The organism is Desulfomicrobium macestii (assembly GCF_014873765.1).
In the GTDB taxonomy this organism is placed as follows: domain Bacteria; phylum Desulfobacterota; class Desulfovibrionia; order Desulfovibrionales; family Desulfomicrobiaceae; genus Desulfomicrobium; species Desulfomicrobium macestii.
On the sequence record NZ_JADBGG010000054.1, the window covers coordinates 1 to 15,631 of the forward strand.

16 protein-coding genes and 1 pseudogene are annotated in these 15,631 nt (G+C 49.5%); 9 read left to right on the forward strand and 8 right to left on the reverse strand.

Annotated features, from left to right (window positions below):
- Positions 1-117: 117 nt before the first annotated feature.
- The 5 genes from H4684_RS19495 to H4684_RS19515 are packed head-to-tail and all read right to left on the reverse strand — an operon-like array spanning position 118 to position 4,427.
- Positions 118-711 carry a CBS domain-containing protein gene (locus tag H4684_RS19495; protein WP_192625021.1) on the reverse strand — a complete coding sequence of 198 codons (594 nt, stop codon included), beginning with the start codon at positions 709-711 and terminating at the stop codon, positions 118-120.
- Between the two features lie 17 nt (positions 712-728).
- The gene (locus tag H4684_RS19500) at positions 729-1,433 is read right to left on the reverse strand and encodes an ABC transporter ATP-binding protein (RefSeq protein WP_225940570.1); all 705 of its coding nucleotides are present in this window, start codon (positions 1,431-1,433) and stop codon (positions 729-731) included.
- A 2-nt stretch (positions 1,434-1,435) separates the two neighbouring features.
- Positions 1,436-2,635: an ABC transporter permease gene (locus H4684_RS19505; protein WP_192625023.1), complete on the reverse strand. Its 1,200-nt coding sequence runs from the start codon at positions 2,633-2,635 to the stop codon at positions 1,436-1,438.
- Entirely contained in the window at positions 2,632-3,822 is a 1,191-nt protein-coding gene (locus tag H4684_RS19510) for an efflux RND transporter periplasmic adaptor subunit (RefSeq protein WP_192625024.1), read from the reverse strand. Before H4684_RS19510 ends, H4684_RS19505 begins: the two co-directional genes overlap by 4 nt.
- Positions 3,819-4,427: a TetR/AcrR family transcriptional regulator gene (locus H4684_RS19515; protein WP_192625025.1), complete on the reverse strand. Its 609-nt coding sequence runs from the start codon at positions 4,425-4,427 to the stop codon at positions 3,819-3,821. The genes H4684_RS19510 and H4684_RS19515 overlap by 4 nt, the downstream gene beginning before the upstream one ends.
- 251 nt (positions 4,428-4,678) lie before the next feature.
- Between H4684_RS19515 and H4684_RS19520 the strand changes: the two genes are divergently transcribed.
- The 3 genes from H4684_RS19520 to H4684_RS19530 all read left to right on the forward strand — a co-directional run bounded on the left by H4684_RS19520 (position 4,679) and on the right by H4684_RS19530 (position 7,288).
- On the forward strand, positions 4,679-5,155 hold the full coding sequence (locus tag H4684_RS19520) for a cytochrome c3 family protein (RefSeq protein ID WP_192625026.1): 477 nt from the start codon (positions 4,679-4,681) through the stop codon (positions 5,153-5,155).
- Positions 5,148-6,710 (forward strand): ammonia-forming cytochrome c nitrite reductase subunit c552, encoded by a 1,563-nt coding sequence (locus H4684_RS19525; RefSeq protein ID WP_192625027.1) that lies wholly within the window; start codon positions 5,148-5,150, stop codon positions 6,708-6,710. Before H4684_RS19520 ends, H4684_RS19525 begins: the two co-directional genes overlap by 8 nt.
- A gap of 263 nt (positions 6,711-6,973) precedes the next feature.
- Complete coding sequence (locus H4684_RS19530) at positions 6,974-7,288, forward strand: cupin domain-containing protein (protein WP_192625028.1); 315 nt, start codon at positions 6,974-6,976, stop codon at positions 7,286-7,288.
- 230 nt (positions 7,289-7,518) lie between these two features.
- Here the strand turns inward: H4684_RS19530 and H4684_RS19535 are convergent.
- Positions 7,519-8,399: pseudogene (locus H4684_RS19535) on the reverse strand (IS3 family transposase); the annotation flags it as partial.
- A gap of 325 nt (positions 8,400-8,724) precedes the next feature.
- On the opposite strand from H4684_RS19535, the gene H4684_RS19540 reads away from it, so the two are divergent.
- Both H4684_RS19540 and H4684_RS19545 read left to right on the forward strand, forming a co-directional pair.
- Positions 8,725-9,924 carry an IS256 family transposase gene (locus H4684_RS19540; RefSeq protein WP_192625029.1) on the forward strand — a complete coding sequence of 400 codons (1,200 nt, stop codon included), beginning with the start codon at positions 8,725-8,727 and terminating at the stop codon, positions 9,922-9,924.
- Positions 9,925-10,171: 247 nt separating this feature from the next.
- Entirely contained in the window at positions 10,172-10,519 is a 348-nt protein-coding gene (locus H4684_RS19545) for a hypothetical protein (RefSeq protein ID WP_192625030.1), read from the forward strand.
- Positions 10,520-10,847: 328 nt separating this feature from the next.
- Here the strand turns inward: H4684_RS19545 and H4684_RS19550 are convergent, their stop codons facing one another.
- Entirely contained in the window at positions 10,848-12,863 is a 2,016-nt protein-coding gene (locus H4684_RS19550) for a PAS domain-containing hybrid sensor histidine kinase/response regulator (protein WP_225940571.1), read from the reverse strand.
- Positions 12,799-13,089 (reverse strand): DUF4118 domain-containing protein, encoded by a 291-nt coding sequence (locus H4684_RS19555; protein ID WP_192625032.1) that lies wholly within the window; start codon positions 13,087-13,089, stop codon positions 12,799-12,801. Before H4684_RS19555 ends, H4684_RS19550 begins: the two co-directional genes overlap by 65 nt.
- 125 nt (positions 13,090-13,214) lie before the next feature.
- Between H4684_RS19555 and H4684_RS19560 the strand changes: the two genes are divergently transcribed.
- The 4 genes from H4684_RS19560 to H4684_RS19575 form a co-directional block, all read left to right on the forward strand.
- Positions 13,215-13,559: a hypothetical protein gene (locus H4684_RS19560; RefSeq protein ID WP_192625033.1), complete on the forward strand. Its 345-nt coding sequence runs from the start codon at positions 13,215-13,217 to the stop codon at positions 13,557-13,559.
- A 74-nt stretch (positions 13,560-13,633) separates the two neighbouring features.
- Positions 13,634-13,951 (forward strand): DMT family transporter, encoded by a 318-nt coding sequence (locus tag H4684_RS19565; protein WP_192625034.1) that lies wholly within the window; start codon positions 13,634-13,636, stop codon positions 13,949-13,951.
- A gap of 959 nt (positions 13,952-14,910) precedes the next feature.
- Complete coding sequence (gene tatA, locus H4684_RS19570; RefSeq protein WP_192625035.1) at positions 14,911-15,111, forward strand: twin-arginine translocase TatA/TatE family subunit; 201 nt, start codon at positions 14,911-14,913, stop codon at positions 15,109-15,111.
- 275 nt (positions 15,112-15,386) lie between these two features.
- Positions 15,387-15,631: recombinase family protein (locus tag H4684_RS19575; protein WP_192625036.1), on the forward strand; the 245-nt coding region annotated here is incomplete at its 3' end.

Consider the following 15,631-nt stretch of genomic DNA (forward strand, 5'->3'; position numbering starts at 1 on the left):
GTCCCGAGGCATTCGAAAAATCATTTTATCAGAGACAGCGAAACAGGGCGGCTTAACCTCCCGGTCTGTGTCCATTTTTTCTGTGGCAATCCAGACCTTTGTGAAAAAGTTCATGGCTTACCTCACCTCACACAAGGAACCTACGAGGTTGGTCCTCGTAACAATCCCAATTGGAAGTCCGATAGCATCACAGATTGGCACACGGTTGATGGAGTGTTTAGAAAAAAGTTCTGAAATTTCCGCCAAAGTCGTTTCCTTGGTCGCGACAATCGGTGGACAATTCATAAGTTCTCGAACACTCAATCCTCCCAGATCAGAAACCAGGCATCCGTAAATAGTCATGCATCGCGACACAACAGCCATGAATGAGGCAGTTCCTGGCAACCCCATTTTTCTGAGAAAATCCTTCTCCGAAACAACCCCACAGATTATCCCCTGCTCGTCGACAACCGGAGCACCGCTGATGCCGTGCAAAGCCATAAATGACCCAGCTTCAGAAACGCTCATTTCACGGTTAAGACAATGCACTGGAGACGTCATCACATCTTCTGCTTTTCCAAGTGAACGAACTCTCTTCAATGCCAAATCATAAGCAAGTGAATAAATTTCTCGAAAATCCCCAGGCGTAATATCAATATATCCCTGCATGGAACGCATGGCATTAATGACATCATCTTCAGTCAAATCCAAAGCGTCACAATGATCCTTCATGCCCCCTCCCTATCGATTTAATCTATTGCCCTGCCCTCGCCTGCCTGCTCCTCAGTTCGCCCATCTCGTATTTGGTACAATCGCTTGAAAGTCGGAATGATTTTCTCATCGTGGGTCACGACAATAATCGCGGTTTCAAACTGTTTGGCCATCTGGTTCAGAATCCGGATCACGGCCATGGCTCGTTCGCTGTCCAGGGGTGCGGTCGGTTCGTCGGCCAGAATGACAGGCGGCCGATTGACGAGGGCGCGGGCAATGGACACACGCTGCTGCTCCCCTCCCGAAAGCTGGGAAGGCATGGCCCCCGCCCTGTGCCCGACGTCGAGAGCTTCGAGAAATTCCTGGGCCAAGGCTCTGGCCTTAGAGTTAGGAAGACCGGACAGCATCGGCAGCAAGGCCACGTTGTCCGTAACGTCCAAAAAAGGAATGAGATAGGGCGCTTGAAAGATAAATCCGATCTTGTCACGTCTGAGCGCCCGCAAATCGGAAATCTTCCAGACCTGATCGAAAATAACGTCATCCCCAAGCGTCATCCTCCCGCCGCTCGGCTCGATGACCGCTCCAAGGCACTTGAGCAGCGTGCTCTTGCCTGAACCGGAAGGGCCGATGAGACCGACCACTTCTCCCGGCCCCACGACCATGTCCACCCCCTTCAGGGCGTCCACCGCAGCGTCACCTTGCCCATAGCGCTTGCGCACGTCTTCAATGAGTATTCCAGGCATCATCACCCTCCAATGGCTTCGGCCGGATCGACCTTGAGGGCCGCCCTGATCGCCATGACGCTGGCCAGTGAACAAATGACCATGACGGCGATCAGCCCGCGCACCGCATCTTCGGGCAGGAGCAGAACGTATTTCGGAAAAATAGGGGCCCACAGCGTGGCCGAGATCTTGCCGACCACGAAGCCGATCAGCCCGAGCCCCAGCGCCTGTTGCAGGATCATCGAGGCAATGGTCCTGTTCCGCGTGCCGATAAGCTTCAGAACCGCGATCTCCCGGATCTTACCCATGGTCAGCGTATAAATGATGAAGGCGACGATGGCCGCACTGACCACGGACAGAATGACCAAAAACATGCCGATCTGACGGGCCGACGTGGCCACGAGCTTTTCGATCAGGATTTCCTCCATCTGCGCCCGCGTATAGACTTGGTACCTGCTCCAGCGCTGAATGGATTTCGCCACTTCATTCGGCACATGACCGGGAGCGAGGCTGACCAGCACGGCGTTGACGTTGGAATTGGTGGATTGGGACGCGATGACGGCATCGAGAAGGCCCGGAATCGGCCGGTTGAATGCCGGATTCTGCGCTGCCCGCTGGCGGGAACGGACGATGGCGTCGTTATCTTTCAAGAACTGCGCCTCTTGGGCGTCCTTGAGCGGAATGAAGACCATGGGGTCGCCGCCCGAGGAAACCGTCCGCCGGGTCAGCCCGACCACCGTGTAGACATTTCTGCGGATGACAATCTCTTGCCCGAGCCTGAAGCCGGTTTTGACATCGGCCACGGCCTCGTAATGACTGCGGGTGATGTGTCGCCCGGCCACCAGAAAAATGGGCTGTCCGGGCTCTCCCGGCCCTCCCGGAACCACTCCGACAACCATGGCCCGCACGTCGCCGCCGTCGTGCCGGACCTGCATGGTCAAGTAGGTAACATTCGAAACCCGCTCCACTCCCTCCATACCGAGAATCGAGCGATAGACGTCGTCGGGAATGGTCGAAGATTCGGCGTAAGGGCCCAGGGTATCCTGCTGCACGACCCACAAATCCGCCCCGCTGTTGTCCAGGAGAACCTTGGCGTCCTCGACCATGCCGCGATAGATCCCGGCCATGGAAAGCGTCACCCCGATGAGCAGGCCCAGCCCGACCCCGGTGAAGACGAACTTTCCCCAGGAATGCAGGATGTCGCGCCCGGCCAGGCTGATCATTTGGGCACCCCCGGAAGATGATCCACAATCTTGATGCCGCTTCTGGCCGTCAGCGTGGACGCGCTGTGCGAGACGACGGTCTGCCCCGCACGCAGCCCCTTGCGGACCTGAACCAGCCCGTCAAGGTCTCCCTGTCCGAGTTCAACGGGAACGAATTCGATGTTCCCGCCTTCGACCACCCAGACTCCAAGCGTGTTTTTGTCGCGCAGCACGCTGCTGCCTGGAATGGTCGGAGCAGGCGGCAAGGCAGGCAGATCCACGGTCACCTCGGCCAGTTCGCCGATGGCAGGCAGGGGGTCGGGCAGGGACTCGAAGGTCACTTTCGCCAGCAGCTCTTCGGTCACGGCGTCCGCAACTGGCTCGACACGAAGCACATGTGCAGATAGCGATTCCGATGAACGGGAACGCAGCACGACACGCGCCGGCAACCCGGTCGCAAGGCCGGAAGCCCGAAGCTGGTCGAAGCGGGCATTCACCCAGATGTGGTCCGGATCGATGATCTCCACCACGGTCTGTCCGGCCACGGCAGTCGTGCCGGGCTCGATCAGCCGTCTGGTAACCAGTCCGGCAACAGGCGAAACCAGTCTGACGGTTTCACGCTGACGGGATATGCCAGCCCCTTCGGACGTGAGACGGTCGTATTCGTGTTTGGCCGAAGCCACGGTCGCAATGGCGGCCTTGAGTCCGCTCTGCGCGACGTGCAGCTCCTGCTGGCGGGCCTCAAAGGCCTCCCTGCTCACCGCTCCGCTCTGCACCAGGGTTTCAAAGCGGCGGGCCTGGGATTCGGCGTAGGTTGTTTTCGCCCGCAGTTCCGAAACCTGGGCTTCGGCAGCCCGCACGGTCGCAGCGGCACGCAGCAGGGCGGCATCCTGGGCGTCGAGCCTGTCATCGAGATCCACGGGATCCATTTCACCAATGACCTGCCCCGGCTCGACCCGGTCCCCGACATCCACCAAAATCGTGAGAACCCGGCCGGAGCCTGTCGGTCCGATGTTCTGCGTGTACCGCGCCTCCAACGTGCCGATGCCGAAAAGCGACGGCTCAACAGCCATTTCCTTGACCTCGAACACCGTGACCGAAACGGAAGCCAGCGGGCCGGAACGCAGCACTACATAAATGAAGGCCCCTGCCAAGAGGCCTAACACCACCAGTAGCAGAAATTTATTGCGGGACATGAGACTCATCATATGGATTTCCTTATGGCGCGACGAAACAAAGCGAACGTCTCTGGAGCCCCCTGACGCAAATACCCAACATCACCAAACAGTACCGCCTTGATGATGAGCCCTTGAACAGCCCCGACAAAGAGAGCGACCGCTGCTTCAGTTGAGATCGAGCAATCCACCTCGCCGCAGGACTTTCCCTGCTCCAGCTTCAATGTCAGGAGTTTTCCGTATCGTTCAAGCAACGAGGCAACGGCGATTTTGGCTGGAGTTGATTCTGTTTTCTGAAGTTCCCCAAACAACATACGCGGAACTCCGGGATATTCAATCGCGAAGGCGACGTGGGCCATGAACATCGCCTCAAGGGAGGAGATTGGACTGTTGGCGCTTTCCGCCGCACGTGCAACACGGGAATGCAATTCTGTAGCAACCCACTCCATGACAGTGCGCCAGATTTCGTCTTTGCTGGAAAAATGTCGAAAAATACCGCCCTGGGACAAGCCCATGTGCGCAGCGATTTCTGTAGTCGTAATCTCGCCTGGATTCTGAACGGCCGCTAATTCAAGCACCGCTTTGACGGCCATGGCCCGTCTCTCCTCTGCCGAAAGATATTTTGATGTCGAGGTCATTATGTCTCCAAAGAAAGCAATTGATAACTTTCATTGGTTTCGCTATCAGGCGTTGTCAAGGCCGCGTCTTTCCATTTCGAATATTTAGATGGCGTTTTAGCCAAGCGCCCCTTAATAACACGTTGAAACAAAACAAAATGTAAACTATGGAAAATCGCACAACCTAACCGGGTACTCACTCAACTCGAAGTTACTTCCGTCTTTGCCACAGGCGTGAAAGAAAACATATGTTTTTTTAACAGGAGGGACTGATGCGTCTTGAACAAAAACCACCCACAAAAATGAAATGGAGCCGTGTACTCCCCCCAGCCCTCGTTGGCGTTCTGCTGACAATTAGCGCGGCGGTGGCCATGAACACGACCGATCAGGCCATGTTTTGCGGGAGCTGCCACTCCATGTCGGAGGCGGCTTTAACGCACAAACGCTCTGTCCATGCCAATCTGGCGTGCAACGAGTGCCACGCACCCCACAATCTCATCGCCAAAATCCCCTTCAAGGCCAAAGAAGGCACAAGGGACATCTTCGCAACCGTGACCAAGTCGATCCCCGATCTGATCCATCCCGGCGAGGAGACGAAAGAAGTCACTCAAGAAAATTGCCAGCGCTGCCACGGTGCGACCACATCCACCGTTGTCATGCAGAGCAAGAAGTTCTGTACGGACTGCCACCGTCACGTGCCCCACACTCCAAAAATCCCCGTAGCAAAAAGGAGCGCAGCCGATGCGTAAAACCAAAACCACGTTCCTCGTTCTGGCCGCTGGCCTAGCTTTGGCACTGACAGCCTGTTCCGACTTCTCTGAACCAAAGACCCCGGAGTTCAAAACCAAACTAAAATCTGACGAAATAAAAAACTCCGCCTTTAAGGCTGAATTCCCCCTGCACTACGAAACATTCCTCCGAAACAACGAATCCGAGATCATGACAGAGTACGGTGGGTCCGTGGCCTACGACAAGCATGACAACGTCAACCCTCTGCCCAAGGGTTACAAGCATGCCCAGCCATATCTCAAGAACCTTTGGCTCGGATATGCATTCAGCTATGAATACAAGGCGGCACGCGGTCACACCTACGCGATGAAGGATATTCTGAACATCGACCGCCTGAACCGCTACGACGAAAAAGCTGGCCTTCCTGCCACCTGCTGGAACTGCAAGGGTGCCAAGATGAACGAATGGGTCGGCAAATATGGTGACGAGTTCTGGGCCAAGGACTTCAACGAGTTCCGCGAAGAAGTCGACATGGACGAAAACACCATAGGATGTGCGAACTGCCATGACCCGGCCAACATGGAGCTTCGTCTCTATTCGGTGCCTCTCCAGGATCATCTGAAAGCCGCAGGAAAGGATTTCAAGACCCTGCCCCGCAACGAACAGCGTGCGCTCATGTGCGGTCAGTGTCACGTCGAGTACTACTTCCAGGACAAGAGCTTCGGCGCTCCCAAAAAGGTCGTTTTTCCCTGGTCCCAGGGCAAGGATCCTGAACAAATTTATGAGTACTACACCACCCACGGCGACACGACGATTCCGGGTTTCGAAGGCAACTTCGTTGACTGGATACATCCCGTGTCCCAGACCCCGATGCTCAAGGCTCAGCACCCCGAGTACGAGACCTGGCACAACGGTGTGCACGGCGCGGCTGGCGTGAGTTGCGCCGACTGCCACATGAGCTACACCCGCCTCGACGGCAAGAAGAAGATGTCCAACCATCACTGGAACTCACCCTTGAAAGACCCGGACATGAAGGCCTGCCGCCAGTGCCACACGGACAAGACGCCGGACTATCTCAAGCAGCGCGTCATCTACACTCAGGACAAAGTCTGGCAGCAGCTCATGGTAGCCCAGGACACCTCGGTCAAGGCGCACGAGGCCATCCGCATGGCCAGCGAATTCACGGGTGAAAAGCCGGCGGATTACGACAAGCTCATGATCGAAGCACGCCAGATGTGCCGCAAGGGCCAGTTCTTCTGGGATCTCGTGTCCGCCGAAAACAGCGTCGGCTTCCACAATCCGACCAAGGCCCTGGATACCCTTGCCAAGTCCCAGCAGTACAGCCAGAAGGCCGTGGACATCGCCATCAAGGCGGCAGCCTTCACGACCGCCGAAGCACTGTCCCAGGACATCAAGGAACTCGTGCCGCCCATCATGGAGCACAGCCGCGAACTTCAGATGGACCCGGAACACATGGCGAGCCACAAGTGGTTCAAGTACCTGAAGGTCACGCCCAAGGCCGAGCAGATCTGGGATGAAAACAGAAGAATCAAGCCCGTCGCAACTGCCGGCTAGCGACGGATTTACAGGCATTTTTTATCAGGGCTTTGGTCACCAACCAGAGCCCTGATTTTTTTGATCAATTGAAACAACCCAAATAATGAGCATAAAAATGTGCTTTAGTTATAAAGGCAGACTGATCAAAACCAACTCGCAGAAATTTATTGGCCTTTGATTGACACTGCCCTGAAAGCAAACAAAAAAATGTACAATCGTATTTTTCGCATTACCTATGTGCATGATGATTTTGATCAGCAATAACCACAAGGAGTAGCACCATGAAGAAAATCAACTTGTTCGAAGCCAACGGATTCAACGACCTTGGCCTGAAGAAGCTATTGGTCCACGAATCTCCCTATTTCAAAATCCTGAACTTCAACTTCCGGGCGGGACAGCAATTGCCCATCCACTCTCATGACCTTGAGGGTCAGCTTTCAATTCTCATCCTGGAAGGCGAAGGTGAATTTCTGGCGAAAGACGGGACTTTACCGGCCAAAGCCGGCGATGTTCTCGTCTGCGACATTGCCGTACCCCACGGGATCAGGGCGATCACTGACATGCGCACCGTGGTCACCATTGCCCCGCCTATTTGAACGAAGACTAAAGGATCGATGGAAAAAGTCGGTCGCGTCTGCCGACTGTCGGTTTACGCAACACAATCAATCAGGATCCTGGTCGGCCGCCAGGATCCTGATTGCATTCTGAGCATGTGAAGAATATCAATTGTCAAATTTAATAATCGGCAACACATCAAGGGTGGCTCTGCATGAATGTCCACATACTGCAACATGTTGCTTTTGAAGGAATAGGAAGTATTGATTCATGGCTCAATCAGCGCCAGATTTAGTGATTCCCGGGCTGCCCATTTGAGCAACGCCTTCGACACGAACTCCGGACCGTTGTCAGAACGCAGACTCAGAGGGGCTCCCCGTTCGCTGATCAGACGGGACAGCACCTCGATCACCCGACCCGATCTGATGCTGCCAGCAACGTCTATAGCCAGGCTCTCCCGCGTATATTCATCCACCACCGTGAGGCATTTGATCTGCTGACCGTTTGCACAGGCGTCGTAGACAAAGTCGTACGCCCACAGTTCGTTTGCTCCCATCGGCAGTTGCGGTCGTGGACGGGATGCCGCGACTCGTTTCCGTGGCCGCTTCCTGGGTACCTGCAATCCGGCCTTGGACCATAACCGGAACGCCTTGTCGACGCCCATAACATGCCCCAGACGTTCCATGAACACGTTGATCCGGCGATATCCAAAGCGCGGATACGTCTCAGCCAGATCCGTCATGGCCACCATCAGCGGCTTGTCCCGGGCCTCCAGTCGTGATTCGTAGTGTAGCGACGACCGGGAAGTGGATAACAGCGCACACGCCCTGCGTTGCGAAAGCCCGCGACTCCTGGCGTATGCCACCTGGAGGCGTCGGGCGGGTGCGCCTACCATTTTTTTGCGGCGATTTCCTTCATGACCTCGATTTCAAGGTCCCGTTCCGCAAGTATCTTCTTCAGCCGCGTGTTCTCTTGTTCCAGCAGGCGTAGCCGCTTCACGTCATCGGCGGACATGCCTGCGAACCGCTGGCGCCACGTGTAGATCGTCTGCTCGCTGATTCCATGCTTCTTGGCCACCTGGGCCACTGGACTACGGTCAGTTTCACGCAGAATGCCGACCATCTGCTCTTCGGAAAATCGTCCCTTTTTCATCAGTTCCCTCGTGGTTGAGGGAGAAACCTATCTCAAGTTTCGACTGGTCTGAAAAGAGCCGAGCAGGTCAGGGACCTCAGAATTGAGTCCAACCAGAAAATCCTTACAAAAATTCAGATCTTCTTCAAGCTTAAAGCAGGAAATACAACGGACCCCGTCCCCTTGGGCAATCCCACCCTACAAATTTATTAGTACAAATCAGAGAACTCTCTACCTAAGAATTATCAAAAACTAATTCAGGTAGTGTGCGGGATCTTCAGCAAAAAGAAAGACCATGGCATATGTGGGTTGTACCACCAAACCACAACTCCCGGAGGAGTATGCCATGGTCAGGAAGAATTCTACCGTATCAGCGTCCGAACTAAAAGGGCTTCTTGAAGGCGATCAGGATGTTTTGAAGGAGCTTGTCCGCACGGTCGTCCAACAAACGCTGGAAGCCGAGATGGATGCCGCCCTTGGAGCGACCAAGGGAGAGCGCACAGATGGCCGTCTGGGCTATCGCAGCGGATATTATGGCCGCACGCTGATCACCCGCGTCGGCAAACTCGAACTCCGAGTTCCGCAGGACCGACAGGGGCAGTTTTCTACCCAGATATTTGAACGCTATCAGCGCAGCGAGAAGGCGTTGGTCTCAGCACTGGCGGAGATGTACATCCAGGGCGTGTCCACCCGGAAGGTCAAACAAATCACTGAAGAACTCTGTGGACACTCCTTCTCGGCCAGCTCCATCAGCGCCATCGTAAAGCGTCTGGACGATCAGCTAGCCCAGTTCGCCAGCCGGACTCTGGAGGAAGCCTATCCCTATCTGATTCTCGATGCACGCTACGAAAAAGTACGTGATTGCGGCGCAATACGCAGCAGGGCTGTGATGATCGCCATTGGCATCGACTGGGAAGGACGCCGACAAGTTTTGGCAGTGGAACTGGCCAACCGTGAAAGCGCAAGTTCATGGAAGGATTTCATTCTGGGTCTGAAGCAGCGCGGGCTCAAAGGGGTGGAAATGGCGGTCAGCGACGACCATGCCGGGCTGAAGAAGGCGCTGAGAGAGGCATTGCCCGAGGCGGTCTGGCAACGCTGCTACGTCCACTTCCTGCGCAATGCCCTCGATCATTTGCCACGCAAGGCAGATGATGACTGTCTGCGAGAGTTGCGGTGGATCTACGACCGGCGGGACCTGGCTGAAGCCCGCAAGGACATGGCCGCCTGGCTTCTAAGGTGGCAGGAAAAATATCCCAAGCTGTGCTCATGGGTGGAAGACAATATCGAGGAAACCTTGTCCTTCTACAGGTTGCCCTTCGGACACCATAAGCATTTGAAGTCGACCAACATGCTGGAACGGCTCAATGAAGAGATCAAACGCCGAACCTTGGTCGTCAGGATATTTCCCAATGAAGAAAGCTGTCTACGTTTGATCAGGGCCCTTGCGGTCGAGACTCATGAGAACTGGATCGAGGCAAACAGATATCTGGATATGAGCCTGCTGACCGAGATGAAAAAGAAGGCTTTGATGGAGCTGGTTGCTTAATGGAAAACGCATCTGGCGACCTCCGACGAACTCTGAGTAGGCCCATTCTCGGTCGCCAGATGCTTGAACTTACCCGTTTGCCGTGGAAGAATTTGCAGAACTTGACGCACACAACTCTAATTCAAAAAAATTCTCGCAAAAAAGTATGCTTTTCAAAAATATAAAAAACTGATAAAATGTTAATTTGTTTTTTAGGAAAATGTGATTGTGTCAAATTTTAAAGAAATATAAAATTTAATCGAGGAGCATGATGTTTTTCTGGCTTTATAGATCGCTAATCATTTTCATAGGAACACTATTTCTTTCAACTTTCTTATATGCTCAAGACTGGACTGTATCAGGAAAAAGAGGAATGATGACTTTTGTTGTGATCAAGAAAGAAAGGGAAAAAGACGAGACAATTTATCTAGAAGCCATAAAAAGCATATGCTCAGAGGGCGAATTTTGCAAAATTTTATTTTGGTCAAACCAGGCAGACGTTCCGAAATCATGGCCAATGACTGAAAACGAACGAAATTCTAAAGTAGCAGATTATTATTTTAATGGAAATTCTGGAGAAAATAAATTTTATTTTAAATATAGTGACGATCAGTAGTCTAACTCAAAACATTTTATATGGATTAATTTTTTCAACATACTTATATTTAGCAAGTACAGTATTCTATAAAAAATATTATAAACAAAAAAAACTCTTCATTTCTCTCTCGCCTTTAGCTGATCAAACTGAATGCGTATATACCTACATGGCTTCCGAACGCTTCCAAAAATCTTCACAACCAACAGACACACCAATAAAGCCATCAAAAACAAACCAATAGTGAATATTTTATTCATTTTTTCACACAAAATTTATAAATTTACTAAAATATATCAGAATTCTTTAACTTAAATAAAAATAAAATGCATTATTGAAGTTAAAAAAATTATTCCGACACATTGTTCTTTAAATCCGAATTTATTACCAATTTTTTTTTCTTGCCGTCATCACTAAGCCACTTTTTAATCCCAGCTTCTAAATTTTCTGACCGAACAGGTTTCGACAAATAGTCGTTCATGCCCGCTTTCATAAAGTTCGCAATGTCCGTTTCCATGGCATAGGCAGTAAGCGCAACTACAGGCAATTCGCGGGCAGCTTCGCCAGCTTCGCCGCTACGAATGGCGTGCGTTGCAGTCACGCCATCCATAACCGGCATCTGCACATCCATGAGCACAAGGTCGAAATTCCGCTCTCGCAAAGCTTCTAAGGCAAGCGCACCATTTTCGACATGACACACTTGGACACCTCGTTTCTCTAAGAGTCGGGAAGCAGCAAAGGCACTGACCAAGTCATCGTCCACCAATAGAATTGAAAGACTGCTCAGATTGAAAGGCTCGGAAATTTCACCATCTTTTGAGTTGGGAGACAAACCTTGATCAACTGAACCGAAGGGTAAGGAAAACCAGAAAGATGATCCTACACCCAATTCGCTCACGACACAAATACTCCCTCCCATAAGCTCAATGAGGCGCTTACAGATCGACAGACCAAGGCCGGCACCCTGATGGTTACGAGTATAGCCTTCACTGATCTGAAAGAAAGCGTTAAAAAGGGCCTGTATGCTTTCATCACTGATACCAATGCCCGTGTCTTCGACGCTGAAGAGAATCAGGTAGTTGTTGTGTTTTTTGATTGGAAGTAGGAATGCATTGACGCTGACCGCTCCTTGATGGGTGAACTTAAGAGCATTCCCAACCATATTAATGAGCACCTGCTGCAAACGAGCATCATCGCCAAGAATTCTATCCGGTAGAGATGGGTCTGCATGAAAATAGAGATCGATCCCTTTTTCCTTGGCGACAGGCGAGAATAAATCCCTAGTTTGGCTGAATATGTCTTTAAGGGACATAGAAGTTAGCTGTATGCACATTTTACCAGCCTCTATGCGCGAAATATCAAGAATATCTGAAAGCAGTTGAGCTAAACGATGGCACGAAGTGATTGCAGTTTCAGCTAATTTGTCCTGATCAGGATTAAGTATCGTAGTTTTAAGCAATTCTAGTGTAGCGACCATTCCATTGAGCGGAGTTCGAATTTCATGGCTCATATTTGCGAGGAATTCAGATTTAACACGATTGGCTGTTTCCGCGACATCCTTCGCATGAACAATATCATTCTCCAAAAGCTTCAAGTCTGTTATGTCTTGCCCCATTAAGTAACAACCTATTACTAATTTATTTTCATTAAAAATTGGCATGTAATACACTTGAATATATTGAAGATTTCCATCCTCGAGATTAAAACAAATCTGCTGAATATGTTTATCCCCATTAAGCGCAAGACAGATTGACTTTTGCACAATCGTATATCGTTCAATCCCCAGCACTTCTTGAATTTTTCTGCCAATAACTTGGTCGCTTGGCATGCCACACCAATCTAAATAACCTTTATTCACAAAAATATATCTCTCAAAAACATCAATCTGGGCTACCATAGCAGGAACAGAGTCAGTTACTGACTGTAGATGCATTTTACTGTCCAGCAACTCTTTCTCAGCGCTAATTTTTATGGTTATATCTCTAAGAAAAGCTACAAAATGTCCGTCTTCTCCACGATATTGGATACTAAGTTCGACATCGTATTCTGAGCCATCTTTCCGAAGATGCTTAGAAACAAAACGATCTTCACCCTCGATCATAACCAAGTGAAGATGAGATACGATATCGCCTCGACTCCTTAATGTCTCAAAATTAAAAATATTTTTAGATAAAATCTCAACGCGGCGATACTTGACCATCTCACAATAAGCTTGATTTGTATCAAGTATTCTTCCATCATACTGAAAAAGAATGTACCCATCCATAGACGCGTACAATATAGTTCTATATAGCTCTTCACTACTGGAGAAAATCGTGGGTTGCAATGCCAAAATAATCAGTCGTCTTTGGAATAAAGAATACATAAAGACCAGATGCGCATAATAATGTTGATATTATGCCAGGAAACATGCCTCCAATAATGGCACTAATAGTTATTGGAGGAACAAAAAAAATCAGTAATGGACGAGACTGAAATTGCACATCAAGAAGATCCCTGAAATACAAAGCAAGAAATGTAACAACAAGAGAGACAGCATAGTGTGCCCAGCGTGGCAATGCCAACGTCCTTTCGAAAGCAGATAATTTCACAAAAATATCTCCCGCTTCAACTCATTTTTCTACATTCAAATTTTCCTCAAAAAAAATATATAAATGACTGCTGCTTCCCGTACTTAACTCCAAAAATACGCATAAAAAAATGGCAAGAAAAATACATGAATTTATTAGTGAAGTCAGCTACTGGGGTCAATAGTAGATTTTTACAAATCCAGAAATTCCACTGGATAACCAAACATCTCTCTTCTGCTGAATTTTTAGAAATCACTCCACTATCTCAAAATAATCGACTAGGGGCAACTCCAGCAAGGGCGGAGGTGCTAGGTATAAAACGGATAACCAATCCTAGCACTGATGGAGATTACCAACAAATATTAAATCAAGGCATTGGTGGCCAACACCTAGGCCCAATAACTTATATTGAGGCACAAATAAATAAAACCACCCTGAATTTGGCGTGGCAACTTCAACTTGCTCAAGCATCATATCTTCACTACTTTTGAGTAAAGGAGGACGACCTCCCCCAACTTCGGGAAGAATGCCCAGGACGGCCTGGCCCTTAAAACAAGGAGACCTAATGTCTTGGGCTTATCTCCTCTTTGCTGGCCTTCTCGAAGTAGTGTGGGCTTCTTCGATGAAGCTATCCCACGGATTCACTCGACCAATTCCATCACTCATCACCCTGGCCACAATGGCAGCCAGTTTTTGGCTGTTGGCCATGGCTATGCGGACAATCCCACTCGGCACCGCCTACACTGTCTGGACCGGAATAGGGTCAATCGGAGCATTTATCGTTGGCGTTATAATGCTGGCCGAGCCGATCAACGCAACAAGGATCTTTGCGGTCGCACTCATTGTGTCCGGCCTGGTTTTGCTGAAACTATCAAGTTCCTAACCTCAAGACCCTAGAGGAACCTTGTTTTGTTAACAAAGTCGCTGATACCCGACTCGACTATTCGGGAGCCCCCCCCTTTCGCCCCAAGAAATGGCTCAGCTTGAGTAGATATTGACACGCAGAACAAAAGGGTACATTTATAAAATAATTATATTTTGCACTGATACTCTAATAACATCACAAAATAGCGCAATATCAATTCAATTTCATGAAATGCCGTTAATGCCTCAACACTATTCAACAACAATGTTTTATACCTATTATAAATATAATGCTCAGATACGCAAATAGTCTGTTACGACTGACTATTTCTTTATTACTGATATTCTGCGCTCATCCTATACCCAAAGAATGCGCTCAGGACACAGGGAATTTGATCCAATATAGTTCCAGCATGGCTCATTTCGGACCAGCCATTCTGGGATCGACGGTAGCAATTGTTGGATTGACTCCTAAAACAATATATAATTCACATGATAACTTTTTTCAACATGCATTAATTCTAGATCAAGCACTTATAAATTTAACGCAGCCGCTATTTTCTGTCCTCTTCAACGCTAGTGATTGTTTTTCCAATAAAATTTGGATTGATACAAAAGCTACTCGCGCACCTCCTATATTCTCCTAAATAAGTACCATATCTATCACCAATACAGCTAGCTGTAGAGGGTGATCCTTATTTAATTGAATAATGGAGTTGTTATGCAAAACAATATTGCACATCACGATCGCGCCACGCCGCAATCTCCCCAGCAAGAAATAGTCTATACACCGAAAAAATACAATTTAACTGAAAGTATTCAAATAATGCTGAAATTTTTTTCCGTACCAGTCATTATTTTTTTACTACTTTGGATTTTTGAATCACGTTAATATCGATAATTTATATTGTCACGTTTCAAAAATCTACTTGAGAAAGTATTTTTTTAGTAAGTTCAGTGTATTTAAAAGGAGATGTTATGTTTGGAATTGGCGTGCAAGAGTTGGTTGTAGTTCTCGTGATTGCACTTATTGTGTTTGGAGGAAAAAACCTTCCACAAATTGGTGCAGATATGGGACGGGCGATCATTAACTTTAAAAAGGGCATCTCTGAGCGACCAGTAGATGAGGAAAAACCGGTTGAGAGTGCCAAAAAAACGGAAGAAATTAAAAATCAATAACACAATTATTCCGGGCAGGTTTATTCACCACACCTACGTGCACCAGAATGACGAGGACCGCAGAAGCGGACCCGTAAATTAGCGCAATTGTTCGGACATAATCTTCCTGCAGATATCAGTTCAAGTATACCCTTTCCGGGCACAGCTATGGGCACGAGAAATCGTGCCCATAACTATTTGTTTTAGAGTTTTTGGGCACACTTGATGTTTACATCTAGATCTTTATTGGGCACGATTTCAGGCAAGAGACCCAAATTTCAATGCCGGAGACATCAATGAATGGACGCCACGTCGGATATGTTAGGGTGAGCACCCACGAGCAGAATACAGTCCGCCAACTGGCCGATTGCAAGGTCAATTTCTGGAAGGTCTATGAAGAGAAGGCTTCCGGTAAAAACACTGACAGGCCTGAGCTTCAGGACTGTCAGAAGTGGCTCAGTTTGTTTGAACAGATTCGCCTGATTTTTAGGTGGAATCTCCGCCATTCTTACATCGCCATTTTTACCTGGGGCATCTGTTC

Bases quoted from the DNA above. Each gene is read 5' to 3' on its own strand.
- H4684_RS19495 (WP_192625021.1), bottom strand. From the start codon at position 711: ATGAAGGATCATTGTGACGCTTTGGATTTGACTGAAGATGATGTCATT.
- H4684_RS19500 (WP_225940570.1), bottom strand. From the start codon at position 1,433: ATGCCTGGAATACTCATTGAAGACGTGCGCAAGCGCTATGGGCAAGGT.
- H4684_RS19505 (WP_192625023.1), bottom strand. From the start codon at position 2,635: ATGATCAGCCTGGCCGGGCGCGACATCCTGCATTCCTGGGGAAAGTTC.
- H4684_RS19510 (WP_192625024.1), bottom strand. From the start codon at position 3,822: ATGATGAGTCTCATGTCCCGCAATAAATTTCTGCTACTGGTGGTGTTA.
- H4684_RS19515 (WP_192625025.1), bottom strand. From the start codon at position 4,427: ATGACCTCGACATCAAAATATCTTTCGGCAGAGGAGAGACGGGCCATG.
- H4684_RS19520 (WP_192625026.1), top strand. From the start codon at position 4,679: ATGCGTCTTGAACAAAAACCACCCACAAAAATGAAATGGAGCCGTGTA.
- H4684_RS19525 (WP_192625027.1), top strand. From the start codon at position 5,148: ATGCGTAAAACCAAAACCACGTTCCTCGTTCTGGCCGCTGGCCTAGCT.
- H4684_RS19530 (WP_192625028.1), top strand. From the start codon at position 6,974: ATGAAGAAAATCAACTTGTTCGAAGCCAACGGATTCAACGACCTTGGC.
- H4684_RS19540 (WP_192625029.1), top strand. From the start codon at position 8,725: ATGGTCAGGAAGAATTCTACCGTATCAGCGTCCGAACTAAAAGGGCTT.
- H4684_RS19545 (WP_192625030.1), top strand. From the start codon at position 10,172: ATGATGTTTTTCTGGCTTTATAGATCGCTAATCATTTTCATAGGAACA.
- H4684_RS19550 (WP_225940571.1), bottom strand. From the start codon at position 12,863: ATGTATTCTTTATTCCAAAGACGACTGATTATTTTGGCATTGCAACCC.
- H4684_RS19560 (WP_192625033.1), top strand. From the start codon at position 13,215: ATGAATTTATTAGTGAAGTCAGCTACTGGGGTCAATAGTAGATTTTTA.
- H4684_RS19565 (WP_192625034.1), top strand. From the start codon at position 13,634: ATGTCTTGGGCTTATCTCCTCTTTGCTGGCCTTCTCGAAGTAGTGTGG.
- tatA (WP_192625035.1), top strand. From the start codon at position 14,911: ATGTTTGGAATTGGCGTGCAAGAGTTGGTTGTAGTTCTCGTGATTGCA.